We start from the raw sequence: 14,454 nt of genomic DNA on the forward strand, positions 1-14,454 counted from the left end.
CATCGTGTGCGCGCCTTTTTTTAACCACAAAATACTCAAAATGAGCATTAATGCTGAAGCGCCTGCCGCCCGTTTGGCCATTCCCTCCCTGCCGGATGTCATGCTGGAGCCGCTGGTGCGCGCGGCTCTGCTCGAAGACCTGGGGCGCGCCGGGGACCTGACCACCGACGCCATCGTGCCGGCCGACGCCGTGGCGCGCACCCGCCTGGTGGCGCGCCAGGAGGGTGTGCTGGCCGGGCTCGACCTGGCGCGCCTGGCGTTCCGCGCGCTCGATCCCGCGATCGAGTTCAGCGTGGCGCAACGCGATGGCGCGCAGCTCGCGCCCGGCACCGAAATCGCCACGCTGCGTGGCAATGCCCGTGCCATGCTCAGCGCCGAGCGGGTAGCGCTGAATTTCCTCTGCCACCTGAGCGGCGTGGCCACGGCCACCGCCTCCATCGCCCGCGCCATCGCCGGCCATGGGGCCCGCGTCACCTGCACCCGCAAGACCATGCCGGGGCTGCGCGCGGTGCAAAAGTACGCGGTGCGGGTGGGAGGCGGCAGCAATCATCGCTACGGCCTGGACGATGCCGTGCTGATCAAGGACAACCACATCGCACTGGCCGGCGATGTCGAGACCGCCGTGCGGCGGGCCCGCGCCGGCGTCGGCCACATGGTCAAGATCGAACTGGAAGTGGACACCCTGGCCCAGTTGGAAACCGCGTTGGCGCTGGGCGTGGATGTGGTGCTGTTGGACAACATGAGCCTGGACCAACTGCGCCAGGCGGTCGCCATGGCGCGCGGCCGCGCCATTACCGAAGCGTCCGGCCGAATAACTCCCGACACCGCGGCGGCAGTGGCCGCCACGGGCGTCGACCAGATCGCCGTGGGCTGGCTGACCCACAGCGCCAAGGTGCTCGACATCGGCCTGGACGCCTGAGCCCGGGCCACCGTCACGGACACGCATCATGAAACGTGCGCTTCAATCCTTTCCCCTGCTGCTGGCGCTGGCCGCCTGCGGCAACCCGCCGTCCGGCGACACGCCGGCCGATGCGACCTATCCCGACCGTCCGATCACCATCGTGGTGACTTTTCCGCCCGGCGGCGGTACCGACCTGCTGGCGCGGCGCCTGGGCGCCCGCCTGCAGGAGCAGTTCGGTCAGCCGGTGGTGGTCGAGAACCGGCCCGGCGCCAGCGGCAATATCGGCGCCCGCATCGTGGCCGAATCACCGCCGGACGGCTACACCCTGCTGATGGTAAACAGCTCGTTCGCGATCAATCCGGGGGTGTATCGCAACCTGGGTTTCGCGCCCAAGCGCGACTTCGCGGCGGTGATCAACGTGGCATTCGTGCCATCCGTGTTCGTGGCGCCGGCGGCTTCGCCGCTGCGCACGCTGGACGATGCGATCAACGCCGCACGGCCCGACCACCCCCTGGCGTTTGCGTCCTGCGGTAACGGCACGCCGCAGCACCTGGCGGGCGAGATGCTGGCCCGCGCCAGCGGCGCATCGCTGCAGCACGTGCCCTACAAAGGCTGCGGGCCGGCCCTGGCAGATGTGGCCTCGGGCCAGGTTGGCATGGGCGTGGTCACGGCCTCCAGCGCAGCGCCCCTGATCGCGGCGGGCAGGCTGCGCGCGCTGGCGGTCACCTCGCCGCAGCGTTCCCCGTTGCTGCCGGCCGTGCCGACGGTGGCCGAACAGGGCGTGGCGGGATATGCGCTGGACCAGTGGCATGGCCTGCTGGCGCCGGCGGCCACGCCGCCGGCGGTCATTGCCAAGCTCAATGCCACGGCCACGCGCGTCATGCTGCGGCCCGATGTGCAGGCGGCCTTGCGCGAGCAGGGTTTCACGCCCGCCACGAGCACGCCGAGCGCATTCCAGGACATGATCAATGCCGATGTCGACCGCTACACGGCGCTGACCGATGCGATTGGCCTGCGGGCCGATTGAGCCGGCACTACCCGGGGCAGGCCGGGCGCGCGGCGCGCCCGGTGGCATGATGGCCGCGGCTGCCGCCGGCGCCACCGCGGCCATCATGCCGCGGCGCGCGCGTGCTGCTCCAGTTGTTCCTTCAGGCCCGGCTGCAGCTTGAGCTGGCGCGCCAGCTCGTCCAGATAGGCGCGTTCCATATAGCTTTCCTCGTCCACCACCAGCAGGCTGGCCAGGTACATCTCGGCCGCCATTTCCGGCGTCCTGGCGGCCTGCGCGACGAGGGCCGGATCGAGCGGACGCGACAGCTCGGCCTCGAGCCAGCGGCGGTCCTGCGCGTCGTTGGACAGCCTGGCCAACTCGGTTTCCAGCAGGCTGCGCTCCTCGGGGCCGATATGGCCGTCGGCCTTGGCCGCGCCAATCATTGCGGTCAACACCGCCGAACTGTGCTGTTCGGCTTCGGGCGCGGGCAGACGGTCCAGCGTCCGCGGCGGCGCGGCCGCCGCGCCGGCCTGGTTGCGCTGCCAATCGCCGTAGGCCCGGTAGGCCAGGGCGCCGAGTGCGGCCATGCCGCCATACATGGCGACCTTGCCGCCGATCTTACGGGCCTTTTTGCTGCCCAGCAGCAGGCCGAGCGCGCCGGCGCCCAGGGCGCCGCCACCCAGACCGGCCAGCAGCGATCCCCCCTTGCCGCCAGTGGCGTTCTGTACGGTCGAGCCGGCATCGGCCAACAGGCCCTGGCCGGATTGCAGCAATTGGTCTAGAAGTTGTCGGGCGCTCATGCGGGTTTCCTGGAGTATGCAAGCTTCTTGCGGACAGGATGTCCGACCGTCGTTCCCGGGGGAAGTTCAGCTTACAGTCAGAAATGAATGTTGCGCGGGGATGGCGCGGCGGCGGATGCTACAACCTGGGATGGGGCGGCCGCGCGCGCCGCCCGCAACGCGAGGAATCCCGCCCATGACTATCCACGTGCGCCAGAATGCGCCCAACACCCTGCAATTCACTGCCTCGGCCGAAGGCCACGACCTGCCGCTGGACATGCCGCAGCCGCAAGGCGCCGGCCCCGACCCGCACGATTATTTCGATACAGCGCTGGGCGGCTGCAAGGCCATGACCTTGATGGTCTACGCGCAACGCAAGGGGCTGCCGCTGGAATCGGTGGACGTGGACGTGGTGCGCGATGCGAGCGAGGAGCGCAAGGGCGTCTACCGCCTGACGGCGAAGCTGACGCTGCATGGCGACCTGTCGGACGCGCAGATCGACGAATTGCTGGCGGTGGCCGAGAAATGCCCGATCCACAAGCTGATGACGGCAGTGGACGTGCAGGTGTCCACGCTGATCGTGCGGCCGGCGTGAGACGCCGGCGCGCCGGGTGGGCAAGCCGCCCGGCGCGGAACTCGGCCGGGCAGGGCGCCCAGCCGGTCCACGGAATTACTCTTCCATGCCCGGCACGATGGTCGAGAAGCCGGCGTCCACGTGAGTGATTTCGCCGGTGACGCCGGCAGCCAGGTCCGACAGCATGAATGCGGCGACGTTGCCGACATCGTCGATGGTGACGTTGCGGCGCAGCGGCGCCTGGGCCTCGACGAACTTCAGAATGGCCGAGAAGTCCTTGATGCCGCTGGCGGCCAGCGTCTTGATGGGGCCGGCCGAGATGCCGTTGGCACGGATGCCGCGCGGGCCCAGCGCCGTGGCCAGGTAGCGCACGCTTGCTTCGAGCGAGGCCTTGGCCAGGCCCATGGTGTTGTAGTTGGGCACCACGCGCTCGGCGCCCAGGTAGGTCAGCGTCAGCACCGAGCCGTTGCGGCCTTCCATCAGGGGCAGCGCGGCCTTGGCCATGGCGGCGAAGCTGTAGGCGGAGATGTCGTGGGCGATGCGGAAGCCTTCGCGCGACAGGCCGTCCAGGAAGTTGCCGGCGATGGCTTCGCGCGGCGCGAAGCCGATCGAGTGCACCAGCCCATCCAGGCCGTCCCAGCGCTTGGCCAGGTCGGTGAAGGTGGCCTCGATCTGGCTGTCCTCGGCAACGTCGCAGGGCAGCACGATGTCGCTGCCGAATTCGGCGGCAAACTCGGCCACGCGGTCCTTGAAGCGGTCGCCGACGTAGGTGAAGGCCAGTTCGGCGCCCTGCTGGTGGCAGGCGCGCGCGATGCCGTAGGCGATGGAGCGGTTGGAAAGCACCCCGGTGACCAGGATGCGTTTGCCGGCGAGAAAGCCCATGTGTGGTTCCTTTGATTTTTTTCCTGCTGGAGACCGCCTATTTTAAGGAGTTTGGCGGCCGCGCGGACAAAACAACGCGGCGCCCGGATGGGCGCCGCTGCGAAAGACGGATCGAGCGGGGGTCAGCCGCGGGCGTTGGTGCCCGGCACGCGCAACTGGGCGCCGATCTTGAGGTTGCTGCCCTTGAGGTTGTTGAGGGCACGCAACGCCTGGACAGTGGTGCCGTACTGCCTGGCCAGCGAGAACAGGGTGTCGCCCTGGCGCACCTTGTGGGTGCGCACATTGGGACGGGCGGCGGCGGCGCGCGCGGACGGCGCGACGGCCTTGCCGCGCGGCGCCTTGCCGCTGTCGGCCGGGGCCGCGTCCAGCGCGCCGACCGGCGCGGCCAGCGAGGCCAGTTGTACGCCGCCGTTACCCGGATCGCCCGGCACCAGCAGCGATTGGCCGGAGGCCACCTTGTGGCGCGAGGCGATGTCGTTGATTTCGCGCAGCTTGGATTCGGTCAGGCCGAAGCGCTTGGCGATCGAGGCATAGGACTCGCCCCGGCGCGAGTGATAGACCTTCCAGGCGCTCAGGTCGCCCTTGTAGTTGGTCAGGTTGGCGTTGAAGATCTCGACCCGATCGGCCGGCAGCAGCAGCGTGGGCGCGTGGTCGGCGCGGATCACCGGGCGGTTGAACGATGGGTTCAGGGCCTTGAATTCGTCCAGCGGCATTTCGGCCAGCTTGGCGGCGATTTCGAGGTCGATGTCGCTGTTCTTGCGCACCGTCACGAAATACGGGGTGTTGCCCACGGGCGGCAGCACCACGGCGTAGCGCTGCGGATCGGCAATGATGTTCTTGATGGCCTGCAGCTTGGGCACGTAGTTGCGGGTCTCGTCCGGCATGTTCAGGGACAGGTAGTCCGTGGGCAGGCCGGCGGCCGCGTTCTTGGCCATGGCGCGCTGCACCGAGCCTTCGCCCCAGTTGTACGAGGCCAGCGCCAGGTACCAGTCGCCCTGCATCTCGAAGAGCTTCTCCAGGTAGTCCAGCGCCGCGTTGGTCGAGGCGATGGGGTCGCGGCGCTCGTCGCGCCACCAGTCCTGCTTCAGGTTGAAATGCTGGCCGGTGGCCGGCACGAACTGCCACAGGCCCGAGGCCTGGGCGCGCGACAGCGCGGTGGGGTTGTAGGCGCTTTCGACGAAGGGCAGCAAGGCCAGCTCGGTCGGCAGGCCGCGGCGGTTGATTTCGTCGACGATGAAATACAGGTACTTGCCGGCACGCTCGGCCATGCGCTGCACCGCCTCGGGGTGGGACGCGTAATAGTCGGTCCACTGCTGCGAGAGGTCGGTGTTCAGGTTGGGAATGGCGAAGCCGCGGCGGATGCGGTCCCAGGCGTCGATCGGCGGGTTGGTCAGGTCGACCGTGCGGGACGTGTCGCGGGCGATATAGCGCCCCTGGGAGTTGGTGGTGAGGTTCTTGCTGTCGTGGGGTTTGGTTCCTGCGCAACCGGCGAGGACTGCCAGCAGAAGCGGCAGAAGGAGTCGGGAGAAATTCATCGGGCGGTCACTTGAAATCGTTCTTCCATTCACGAAGGGAGGCAAACACCTCTACCGGCGTAGGGAGGCCGTGGCCGGCCCAGTTGCCTGCGGCGCGGACGACGTCAGCTTGCTGCGTACGCAAAAACGGATTGGTCGCGCGTTCCTGGCCGATGGTCGACGGAAGCGTGGGGAGACCTTCTGCGCGTAATTGCCGGGCCCGCTGATACCACTGTTGCAGGGTGCTGTTGGCGGGTTCGACCGCCATGGCCCAGCGCAAGTTGGCTAGAGTGTACTCGTGTGCGCAAAAAACCTGTGTATCTGGCGGTAAAACAGAAAATTTTTCCAAGGAATCAGACATTTGCTTGGGAGTTCCCTCGAAAAGCCGGCCACAGCCGCCGGCAAACAGGGTGTCACCACAGAACAGCACGGGCTGTTTTCCCGCGGCCCGGCCGGTGTAGGCGATGTGGCCGGCGGTATGCCCCGGCACGTCCAGCACGCGCAGGTCCAGGTCCAGTTCCGGCAGCACCACGCGGTCGCCCTCGGCCAGGGGCACATCGCAGCGCGGCAGCTTTTCGCGCGCCGGGCCGTATACCGTGAGGTCGCCGATGCGGGACAATTCAAGCACGCCGCCCACATGGTCGCCATGATGGTGCGTGAGTAGAATGGCGCGCAGTTGCAGGTCCTCGCGGGCCAGCCATTGCAGCACCGGGCCGGCTTCGCCGGGGTCGACCACGGCGGCCTGGCCGTTGCGCACGATGGCCCAGATATAGTTGTCGGTGAAGGCGGGCAGGGGCAAGACCGCGGCGTTGCGTTCGCGGCCGCCTGCGGGGGCGGTCAAGGCTTGCATGGGATTCGAAGGGATGAAAACGTGGCAGAAGAGACTCCGCCGATTGTAGAACTGGCCGAATGGTTCCAGACTCCGCCCGGGCAATACGCCCTGGCCTGGGAGCGCGCGCAGTTCGACGCGGCCGTGGCGGACGTCTTCGGATATTACGCCTGGCAGGTCGGCCTGGCCGACCTGAACCTGCTGCGCGCCAACCGCATGCCCTTCAAGGGCTACGTCGGCACCGAGACCCCTTCGCCCGAGAGCATTGCCGGCTGGCAGTCGCGGGTGGTGCTGGCTCAGCCCGAGGCGCTGCCGTTCGAATCGCAAAGCGTCGATCTGCTGATCCTGCCGCATGCCTTCGAGTGCACCGACGATCCGCACAACGTGTTGCGCGAAGTCGAGCGCGTGCTGGTGCCGGAAGGCCGGGTGGTGATTTCCGGTTTCAACCCCTGGAGCATGTGGGGCGCGCGCACGCGCATGCCGGGCATGGAGCCCTGGCTGCCGCAGCCGCCGTCCTCGCAGGTGTCGCTGCCGCGCCTGAAGGATTGGTTCAAGCTGCTGTCGCTGGAGGTCGAGCAAAGCCATTTCGGCTGCTACGCGCCGGCCTGCCGCAGCGAGAAATGGCTGCAGCGCTGGGGCTTCCTGGAGTCCGCCGGGGCGCGCTGGTGGAGCCTGGGCGGCGCGGTTTACCTGGTGTCGGCCGTCAAGCGCGTGGCCGGCATGCGTATCATCGGGCCGGCCTGGAAGACCAGGCCCAAGCGGGCCCGCGCGGCCTCGGTGGTGGTCAACCGCCAGGCGGGCGGCGGCTTCGACCGCTCCTGAGCGGCGGGCCGGATTCATATCGAAAGAACAAGGACATACAAGCAGCACCATGCAGGACAACAACGCGAACGACCAGAAAGTGGAAATGTGGACCGACGGCGCCTGCAAGGGCAATCCCGGTCCCGGCGGCTGGGGGGTGTTGATGCGCGCCGGCGCGCACGAAAAGACCATGCACGGCGGCGAGGCCCAGACCACCAACAACCGCATGGAACTGCTGGCCGTGATCGAGGGCCTGCGGGCGCTCAAGCGTCCTTGCGCCGTCACCATCCATACCGACTCCCAGTACGTCATGAAGGGCATGACCGAATGGCTGGCCAACTGGAAGCGACGCGGCTGGATGACGGCCGACAAAAAGCCGGTCAAGAATGCCGAACTCTGGCAGGCGCTGGATGACCAGGTGCGCCGCCACACCGTTTCATGGCGCTGGGTGCGCGGGCATGCCGGCGATCCTGGCAACGAGCGCGCCGACCAATTGGCCAACCAGGGCGTGGATTCCGTCCGGCGAGCCTGACCCGGTCCGGCCCGCGTGGCGGCCTTGGTCCGGCAGCGACGCCGCGCCGGCTGCCTCCTCGCTTGCCCTGAAAGCGCGCGCGTTTTCGCCGCTTCACGTGCCTGCGCCCAGGGGTTCGCATCGGGAAATACCCTGGGTCTGCCGGTTTAGCGCTTTCAGCGCGCTTCAGGAATGTTCCAGGTTGTAAATCCGGTGCTAAAGTGCCAAGCCTTGTTCCTGTTCCTGCGGCGCAGTCCCAGCGGGGGATGCCTGGCACGCGCCGCGATATCGCCACATTCGCATGAAAAAAGCAGTCTTGCTGGCCGCCATCGCGGCAGGGGTGGCCGCGGGGGCCGCTCTGGGCGTATTCGTGCCGCGCTGGCTGGCGTCCGCGCCGGCGGCCGTTGGCAGCGCCGCGCCCGCCAGGCCGGCCGCCAAGCCCGCCGCGGTGCGGGTCGAGGTGGCCGCAGTCACGGAAATCCCTTTTGCCCGCGGTTTGTCGGCGGTGGGCAGCCTGCGCTCGAACGAAGCGGTGGTGCTGCGGCCGGAGGTCGCGGGCCGGATCCAGGCGATCGAATTCAAGGAAGGCCAGCCGGTCGAGCGTGGCCAGGTGCTGATCCGGCTTGACGATTCCGTGCCGCGCGCCGAACTGGCGCAGGCCCGCGCCAATCTGACGCTGGCGCAGAGCCATTACCGCCGCGCCGTGGAACTGCAGGGCAAGGGCTTCGTCAGCCAGCAGGCCCGCGACGAGTCGGCCAGCAATCTCAAGGTGCAGGAGGCCGCGGTGGCGCTGGCCCAGGCGCGGCTCGACAAGATGACCATCACCGCGCCGTTCGCCGGTTTCGCCGGCCTGCGCAGCGTGTCGGTGGGCGATTACGTGAACCAGGGCCAGGACCTGGCGCCACTCGAGGCGATCGACCCGCTCAAGGTGGATTTCCGCGTGCCCGAAATGTATCTGAGCAAGGTCGGCGTGGGTCAGCAACTGACGCTGCGCATGGACGCCCTGCCCGGGCAGGAACGCCCTGGGCTGGTGTACGCGGTCAGCCCGCTGGTCGATGCCGGCGGCCGTTCCATTCTGCTGCGCGCCACCGTGGCGAACCAGGACTCGCTACTGCGTCCCGGCATGTTCGCGCGCGTGCAACTGTTGTTCGGCCAGGACAAGGCGCTGGTCGCGCCCGAGGCGGCGCTGTCGCCGTCCGGCGAAACGCAGTATGTCTACCGTGTCAGGGACGGCGTGGCCGAACGGCGCGAGGTCACCATCGGCGAGCGCCGCGAGGGCAAGGTCGAGATCCTGACAGGGGTCGCGGCCGGCGACCAACTGGTGGTGGCGGGGTTGCAGCGCGTCACCGACGGCGGCGCGGTGCAGGTCGTCAAAAACGGCGCCTGACGCCATCCTTCCAGCGAGCGGCGGCCCCTCATGCGTATCTCGGAAACCTGTATCAAGCGGCCGGTGTTCGCCTCGGTGCTGTCGCTGGTCATCGTGCTGATCGGCCTGATCTCGTATTCCCGCCTGACGGTGCGCGAATACCCCAAGATCGACGAACCCATCGTGTCGGTCGACACCACCTACAAGGGCGCCTCGCCCGAGGTGATCGAGTCGCAGGTGACCAAGCCGCTGGAAGACCAACTGGCCGGCATCGAGGGCGTGGATGTGATGACCTCGCGCAGCCGCTCCGAGCGCAGCCTGATCAACATCAGGTTCAACCTGTCGCGCAATCCCGACGCGGCGGCGGCCGAAGTGCGCGACAAGGTCTCGCGCGCGCGCCGCTTCCTGCCCGATGAGATCGATGAACCCATCATCGGCAAGGTCGAGGCCGATTCGCAGCCCATCATCTACATCGCGGTCGAAGCCGGCTCGTACTCGGCGATCCAGACCTCCGACTACATCAACCGCTACATCAAGACCCGCCTGTCGGTGCTGCCCGGGGCGGCCGAGGTGCGGGTATTCGGCGAGCGGCTGCCGTCGATGCGCATCTATGTCGACCGCGACAAGCTCGCGGCCTATGGCCTGACGGTGCAGGACGTGGAATCCGCGTTGCGCAGCCAGAACGTGGAAATTCCGGCCGGCCGCATCGAGTCGCGGGCGCGCGAGTTCTCGGTGGTGTCGTCCACCGACCTGCAGACGCCCGCGCAGTTCGAGAACGTCATCGTGGCCAACGTGAAGGGCTATCCGGTGCGTTTGCGCGACGTCTCCAAGGTCGAGATCGGCGCGGCCAATGACCGCATCCTGTCGCGCTTCAACGGCAAGCCGGCCATCAATATCGGCGTGACGCGCCAGTCCACCGCCAATCCGCTGGAGCTGTCGAAGGCCGCGCGCGAGGAGGTGGCGCGGCTGAACGAGAACCTGCCGGCCGGCATGAAACTGAATATCGCCTACGACTCGTCGGTATTCATCGAGCGTTCCATCGATTCGGTGTTCCACACCATTGGCGAGGCCATCATCCTGGTGGTGCTGGTGATCTTCTTCTTCCTGCGCAACCTGCGCGCCAGCATCATTCCCATCGTCACCATCCCGGTATCGCTGGTGGGCGCCTGCGCCCTGATGTACCTGTTCGGTTTTTCCATCAACACGCTGACGCTGCTGGCGATGGTGCTGGCCATTGGCCTGGTGGTGGACGATGCCATCGTCGTGCTGGAGAACATCTTCCGCCATATCGAGGACGGCATGCCGCGCAAGGAAGCGGCACTGCGCGGTTCGCGCGAGATCGGCTTCGCGGTGGTGGCCATGACCATGACCCTGGTGACGGTGTACGCGCCGCTGGCGTTCGCCACCGGCCGCACCGGGCGCCTGTTCATCGAGTTCGCGCTGGCGCTGGCCGGCGCGGTGCTGGTGTCCGGCTTCGTGGCGCTGACGCTCACTCCCATGATGTGTTCGGTGCTGCTGCGCCATCAGAGCAGCCACAGCCGCTGGTACAACCTGATCGAAGGCTGGCTCAACGCGATGAGTAATGGCTACCGGCGGGCGCTGGCGCTGTCGCTGCGCCACCGTTGGGTGGTGGTGGCGATCGGCCTGGCGGTCGCGGCCGGCAGCGGCGTTTTGTTCAAGGTGGTCAAGAGCGAGCTGGCGCCGGTCGAGGACCGCGGCGTTGTGTTCGGCATCGTCAGTTCGCCGGAAGGCGCGACGCTGAACTACACGCTGGACAGCATGCTTGGCATCGAGCAGTTCTACGCCGCCATTCCCGAGGCCAGCGGCAGCCAGGTGACTGTCGGTTTCCCCACGGTCACCGACGGCACCGCGATCCTGCGCCTCAAGCCCTGGGAGGAGCGCGGACGCCGCCAGCAGGCCATCACGCAGGAACTGCAACCGCTGTTCTCGTCGCTGCCGGGCGTGCGCGCCTTCCCGACCAATCCGCCGTCGCTGGGCCAGTCGGCGCGCTCCAAGCCGATCGAATTCATCATCATGAGCCAGGCTTCGTACGAGGAACTGGCGCGCCTGACCCAGGTGTTCCTGACCGAATTGCGCAAGTATCCGGGCCTGCTCAACCTGGACACCGATCTGCGCCTGAACACTCCCGAACTGCGGGTGCGGGTCGACCGCGACAAGATGGCCGACGTAGGCGCCAACGTCGATACCGTCGGCCGCACGCTCGAATCGATGCTGGGCGGGCGCCAGGTCACGCGCTACAAGGACCAGGGCGAACAGTACGACGTGATCGTGCAGGTCACTCCGCGCGACCGCGCCAACCCCACCGACATCTCCGGCATCTACGTGCGAGCGCGCGATGGCAGCATGGTGCAATTGGACAACCTGCTGGGCGTGCATGAGGGCGTGTCGCCGCAGTCGCTGAACCACTTCAACCGGCTGCGCGCGGTCAAGATCGACGCCGCCGTGGCGCCGGGCTACGCGCTGGGCGAAGTGCTGGCGCACATGCACCAGGTGGCGCGCGAAGTGCTGCCCAATACCGTAGTGACCGACCTGGACGGCCAGTCACGCGAATTCCGCGATTCTTCCGGCAGCATCTATCTGGTGTTCGCCATGGCGCTGGCCTTCATCTACCTGGTGCTGGCGGCGCAGTTCGAAAGCTGGCGCAATCCCTTCATCATCATGCTGTCGGTGCCGCTGTCCATGACCGGCGCGCTGCTGGCGCTGTGGCTGACGGGCGGCACGCTGTCGATCTACAGCCAGATCGGCCTGATCACGCTGGTGGGCCTGATCACCAAGCACGGCATTCTGATCGTCGAATTCACCAACCAGCTGCGCGACGAGGGCAAGGCGCTGTTCGAGGCCGTGACCGAGGCCAGCGTGCTGCGCCTGCGGCCGATCCTGATGACCACCGGCGCCATGGTGCTGGGCACCGTGCCGCTGGCGCTGTCCTCGGGCGCGGGCGCCGAATCGCGCCAGCAGATCGGCTGGGTCCTGGTGGGCGGGCTGATGCTGGGTACACTATTGACCTTGTTCGTCGTGCCGGTGGCCTACACCCTGATCGCCACCGCACGCAGGAAACCCGGCCCGGCCGGCAGCGCAACGCATCCCCCGGCCGGTCCGGCGGATGGCCAGGCGCCGTCGGCGTCCGCGGCCCAAGCGTCGGAATAGCTTAATGCGCCAGATCATCTTTGACACTGAAACCACCGGGCTGGATCCCGCCCAGGGACACCGTATCGTCGAAATCGGCTGCGTCGAACTGGTCAACCGGATGGCCACCGGCAACAACCTGCATATCTACCTGAACCCGGACCGCGACAGCGACCCCGAGGCGCTGGCGGTGCATGGCCTGACCACCGAGTTCCTGTCCGACAAGCCGCGTTTCGGCGATATCGCCGACGAGTTCGTCCAGTTCATCCAGGGCGCCGAACTGATCGCGCACAACGCGGCCTTCGACGTGAAGTTCTTCAACGCCGAGCTGGCCAAGACCGGCCGCGGCCCGATCTCCGAGTACTGCGAAACCATCACGGACTCGCTGCTGCATGCCCGTTCGCTGTTCCCGGGCAAGCGCAATTCGCTGGATGCCCTGTGCGATCGCTTCGGCATTTCCAACGCGCATCGTACGCTGCACGGCGCATTGCTCGACTCGCAACTGCTGGCGGAAGTCTGGCTGGCCATGACCCGTGGCCAGGACGCGCTGCTGATCGATGTCGACGACAACGACTCGGGCGCGGGCAACGGCGTGGTGCTGGCGAAATTCGATGCTTCCGGCCTGCCGGTGGTGAAGGCCAGCGACGCCGAACTGGCCGAGCACGAAATCTATCTGGCGGCGCTCGACAAGTCGGTCGGCGGCGAATGCGTCTGGCGCAAGCTGGACGCGCCGGTGGCGGCCGCCTGAAGTTTTTTGCGGGCGACTTGCGCACAGCCGAAAAAGCGTGCTAATATTTCGCCTCTTTCGGGGTGGTTAGCTCAGTGGTAGAGCACTGCCTTCACACGGCAGGGGTCACTGGTTCGAACCCAGTACTACCCACCAAAGACCCTCGAAACGCATCGCCAGGCTGCATTGCCGGCAGACGCGATTCGGGACGGGTTTGAGGCAAGTCTGGCAGCAAGCCACGGCAAGCCGATTCCCCAGCAATAAAGCCAGCCCTAGCGGTTGGCTTTTTTGTTTTGCGCGCGCCTTTTCATGCGCTTTTTTTGTACGCCATCAGCGCGCTTGATCTGCCGCAAGCGCGATCTCCGGGGTTGCGTCCCATCGTGTCGCGGGTTGTCTATGATGTGCATGCAAGGCGGGATTGCCTGCCTTGGCCGGAACAAAGACGCGTCGCTTACCGGGAGACCACTATGCACCCCAGCACCAACACCATGTTGATCATCATCGTCACGGGCGTGGCGCTCATGCTGCTCGGGTTTGGACTGCGCGACCGCAACATCGGCATGGGCCTCATGGGCATCGGCCTCATCACGGCCATCGGCACCATCATCTACAAGGCATACATCACCTTCTATTGAGGCCGGCGCGGCCCGCGCCAACGGCGGCGCGGCACGTCCCCAGCCGCGGCGCGCGTCAGGCCCAACGTCAGGCCCGGGGCGTGGACAGCCGCGCTGCCCGCGCCAGCAGGGTGTCGAGCTGGTTGGCAAAGGCCTTGCGGTCGGCCTGGCTGAACGTCGGCGGCCCGCCCGTGTCCACGCCGCTGGCCCGCAATTCCTCCATCATGTCGCGCAGCGCCAGCCGTTCGCGGATGGTCTCCGGCGTATAGCGCTCTCCGCGCGGGTTCAGCGCCAGCGCGCCGTTTTCCAGCACTTGCGCTGCCAGGGGAATGTCGCCGGTGATCACCAGGTCGCCCGCCACCGCGCGCGCGGCGATATGGGCGTCGGCCACATCGAAGCCGCGCGGCACCTGTACCGCGCGGATCAGCGGCGACGGCGGGGTGCGCAGCGCCTGGTTGGCCACCAGGGTCAGGGGCAGTTGCCAGCGCTGGGCGGCGCGGAACAGGATGTCCTTGATGACCCCGGGGCAGGCGTCGGCATCGACCCAGATATGCATCAGCCCAGGGCCTTCTGCAACGCCTGCGCGACGATATCGTTGGTGCTCAGGCCGCGTTCGGCGGCCGCGGCGCGCAACTGGTCCGCCTGCGCCTGCGACAGCTTCAGCGGAAAGGGCACCAGGCCGGCGGCCTGGTCGAGCTTGCGCTGCTCGCGCCGGTCGGGCGTTTGCGAGGCCGCGCCGAAACGGTCGGGCGTGGCGGCTTGCTTGAGCTGGCCGGCCAGTTTCAGCGCCTGATTCTTTTGCAGATCGAATTTATTCATGA

General features: G+C 67.3%; 15 protein-coding genes and 1 tRNA gene. 10 read left to right on the forward strand and 6 right to left on the reverse strand.

The annotated features are described in order from the left end of the window. The first annotated feature begins 40 nt into the window (after window positions 1-40). Together nadC and AC6LKG_RS06835 are read left to right on the forward strand one after the other, a co-directional pair. Window positions 41-919 (forward strand): carboxylating nicotinate-nucleotide diphosphorylase, encoded by an 879-nt coding sequence (nadC, locus tag AC6LKG_RS06830; RefSeq protein ID WP_498163636.1) that lies wholly within the window; start codon window positions 41-43, stop codon window positions 917-919. Between the two features lie 28 nt (window positions 920-947). Beyond that, entirely contained in the window at window positions 948-1,928 is a 981-nt protein-coding gene (locus AC6LKG_RS06835; RefSeq protein WP_498163637.1) for a tripartite tricarboxylate transporter substrate binding protein, read from the forward strand. Between the two features lie 83 nt (window positions 1,929-2,011). Here AC6LKG_RS06835 and AC6LKG_RS06840 read toward each other — a convergent pair whose 3' ends face one another. Continuing rightward, window positions 2,012-2,689 (reverse strand): tellurite resistance TerB family protein, encoded by a 678-nt coding sequence (locus AC6LKG_RS06840; RefSeq protein WP_498163638.1) that lies wholly within the window; start codon window positions 2,687-2,689, stop codon window positions 2,012-2,014. Window positions 2,690-2,864: 175 nt separating this feature from the next. Here AC6LKG_RS06840 and AC6LKG_RS06845 point away from each other — a divergent pair, with 175 nt between their 5' ends. Continuing rightward, window positions 2,865-3,263: an OsmC family protein gene (locus AC6LKG_RS06845; protein ID WP_498163639.1), complete on the forward strand. Its 399-nt coding sequence runs from the start codon at window positions 2,865-2,867 to the stop codon at window positions 3,261-3,263. A 75-nt stretch (window positions 3,264-3,338) separates the two neighbouring features. Here AC6LKG_RS06845 and fabI read toward each other — a convergent pair whose 3' ends face one another. The 3 genes from fabI to gloB form a co-directional block, all read right to left on the reverse strand. Further along, window positions 3,339-4,124, reverse strand: coding sequence for an enoyl-ACP reductase FabI (fabI, locus tag AC6LKG_RS06850; protein WP_006392868.1), 786 nt, complete (start codon window positions 4,122-4,124; stop codon window positions 3,339-3,341). Window positions 4,125-4,246: 122 nt separating this feature from the next. Next, entirely contained in the window at window positions 4,247-5,659 is a 1,413-nt protein-coding gene (locus AC6LKG_RS06855; RefSeq protein WP_498163640.1) for a LysM peptidoglycan-binding domain-containing protein, read from the reverse strand. Between the two features lie 7 nt (window positions 5,660-5,666). Further along, the gene (gene gloB / locus AC6LKG_RS06860; RefSeq protein ID WP_498163641.1) at window positions 5,667-6,488 is read right to left on the reverse strand and encodes a hydroxyacylglutathione hydrolase; all 822 of its coding nucleotides are present in this window, start codon (window positions 6,486-6,488) and stop codon (window positions 5,667-5,669) included. Between the two features lie 21 nt (window positions 6,489-6,509). Here gloB and AC6LKG_RS06865 point away from each other — a divergent pair, with 21 nt between their 5' ends. From AC6LKG_RS06865 to AC6LKG_RS06895, 7 genes are all read left to right on the forward strand, one after another. Then, window positions 6,510-7,289, forward strand: a complete 780-nt coding sequence (locus tag AC6LKG_RS06865; protein WP_498163642.1) for a class I SAM-dependent methyltransferase — start codon at window positions 6,510-6,512, stop codon at window positions 7,287-7,289. A gap of 49 nt (window positions 7,290-7,338) precedes the next feature. Further along, window positions 7,339-7,800, forward strand: a complete 462-nt coding sequence (rnhA, locus tag AC6LKG_RS06870; protein ID WP_498163643.1) for a ribonuclease HI — start codon at window positions 7,339-7,341, stop codon at window positions 7,798-7,800. A 280-nt stretch (window positions 7,801-8,080) separates the two neighbouring features. Continuing rightward, window positions 8,081-9,166, forward strand: coding sequence for an efflux RND transporter periplasmic adaptor subunit (locus tag AC6LKG_RS06875; RefSeq protein WP_498163644.1), 1,086 nt, complete (start codon window positions 8,081-8,083; stop codon window positions 9,164-9,166). A gap of 30 nt (window positions 9,167-9,196) precedes the next feature. Continuing rightward, window positions 9,197-12,313 (forward strand): efflux RND transporter permease subunit, encoded by a 3,117-nt coding sequence (locus tag AC6LKG_RS06880; RefSeq protein WP_498163645.1) that lies wholly within the window; start codon window positions 9,197-9,199, stop codon window positions 12,311-12,313. A 4-nt stretch (window positions 12,314-12,317) separates the two neighbouring features. Further along, window positions 12,318-13,040, forward strand: coding sequence for a DNA polymerase III subunit epsilon (gene dnaQ, locus AC6LKG_RS06885; protein ID WP_498163646.1), 723 nt, complete (start codon window positions 12,318-12,320; stop codon window positions 13,038-13,040). A 60-nt stretch (window positions 13,041-13,100) separates the two neighbouring features. Next, a tRNA-Val gene (locus AC6LKG_RS06890) sits at window positions 13,101-13,175 on the forward strand. 311 nt (window positions 13,176-13,486) lie between these two features. Further along, window positions 13,487-13,654 carry a hypothetical protein gene (locus AC6LKG_RS06895; RefSeq protein WP_006388695.1) on the forward strand — a complete coding sequence of 56 codons (168 nt, stop codon included), beginning with the start codon at window positions 13,487-13,489 and terminating at the stop codon, window positions 13,652-13,654. 67 nt (window positions 13,655-13,721) lie between these two features. Here AC6LKG_RS06895 and AC6LKG_RS06900 read toward each other — a convergent pair whose 3' ends face one another. Continuing rightward, window positions 13,722-14,189: a YaiI/YqxD family protein gene (locus tag AC6LKG_RS06900; protein ID WP_498163647.1), complete on the reverse strand. Its 468-nt coding sequence runs from the start codon at window positions 14,187-14,189 to the stop codon at window positions 13,722-13,724. Next, the gene (locus AC6LKG_RS06905) at window positions 14,189-14,452 is read right to left on the reverse strand and encodes a hypothetical protein (protein ID WP_498163648.1); all 264 of its coding nucleotides are present in this window, start codon (window positions 14,450-14,452) and stop codon (window positions 14,189-14,191) included. Before AC6LKG_RS06905 ends, AC6LKG_RS06900 begins: the two co-directional genes overlap by 1 nt. Between the last annotated feature and the right edge of the window lie 2 nt (window positions 14,453-14,454).

It is taken from the genome of Achromobacter sp. 46006 (assembly GCF_059761975.1).

Bases quoted from the DNA above. Each gene is read 5' to 3' on its own strand.
- gloB (WP_498163641.1), bottom strand. From the start codon at position 6,488: ATGCAAGCCTTGACCGCCCCCGCAGGCGGCCGCGAACGCAACGCCGCG.
- AC6LKG_RS06835 (WP_498163637.1), top strand. From the start codon at position 948: ATGAAACGTGCGCTTCAATCCTTTCCCCTGCTGCTGGCGCTGGCCGCC.
- AC6LKG_RS06855 (WP_498163640.1), bottom strand. From the start codon at position 5,659: ATGAATTTCTCCCGACTCCTTCTGCCGCTTCTGCTGGCAGTCCTCGCC.
- fabI (WP_006392868.1), bottom strand. From the start codon at position 4,124: ATGGGCTTTCTCGCCGGCAAACGCATCCTGGTCACCGGGGTGCTTTCC.
- nadC (WP_498163636.1), top strand. From the start codon at position 41: ATGAGCATTAATGCTGAAGCGCCTGCCGCCCGTTTGGCCATTCCCTCC.
- dnaQ (WP_498163646.1), top strand. From the start codon at position 12,318: ATGCGCCAGATCATCTTTGACACTGAAACCACCGGGCTGGATCCCGCC.
- AC6LKG_RS06880 (WP_498163645.1), top strand. From the start codon at position 9,197: ATGCGTATCTCGGAAACCTGTATCAAGCGGCCGGTGTTCGCCTCGGTG.
- AC6LKG_RS06900 (WP_498163647.1), bottom strand. From the start codon at position 14,189: ATGCATATCTGGGTCGATGCCGACGCCTGCCCCGGGGTCATCAAGGAC.
- AC6LKG_RS06840 (WP_498163638.1), bottom strand. From the start codon at position 2,689: ATGAGCGCCCGACAACTTCTAGACCAATTGCTGCAATCCGGCCAGGGC.
- AC6LKG_RS06875 (WP_498163644.1), top strand. From the start codon at position 8,081: ATGAAAAAAGCAGTCTTGCTGGCCGCCATCGCGGCAGGGGTGGCCGCG.
- AC6LKG_RS06905 (WP_498163648.1), bottom strand. From the start codon at position 14,452: ATGAATAAATTCGATCTGCAAAAGAATCAGGCGCTGAAACTGGCCGGC.
- AC6LKG_RS06895 (WP_006388695.1), top strand. From the start codon at position 13,487: ATGCACCCCAGCACCAACACCATGTTGATCATCATCGTCACGGGCGTG.
- AC6LKG_RS06845 (WP_498163639.1), top strand. From the start codon at position 2,865: ATGACTATCCACGTGCGCCAGAATGCGCCCAACACCCTGCAATTCACT.
- rnhA (WP_498163643.1), top strand. From the start codon at position 7,339: ATGCAGGACAACAACGCGAACGACCAGAAAGTGGAAATGTGGACCGAC.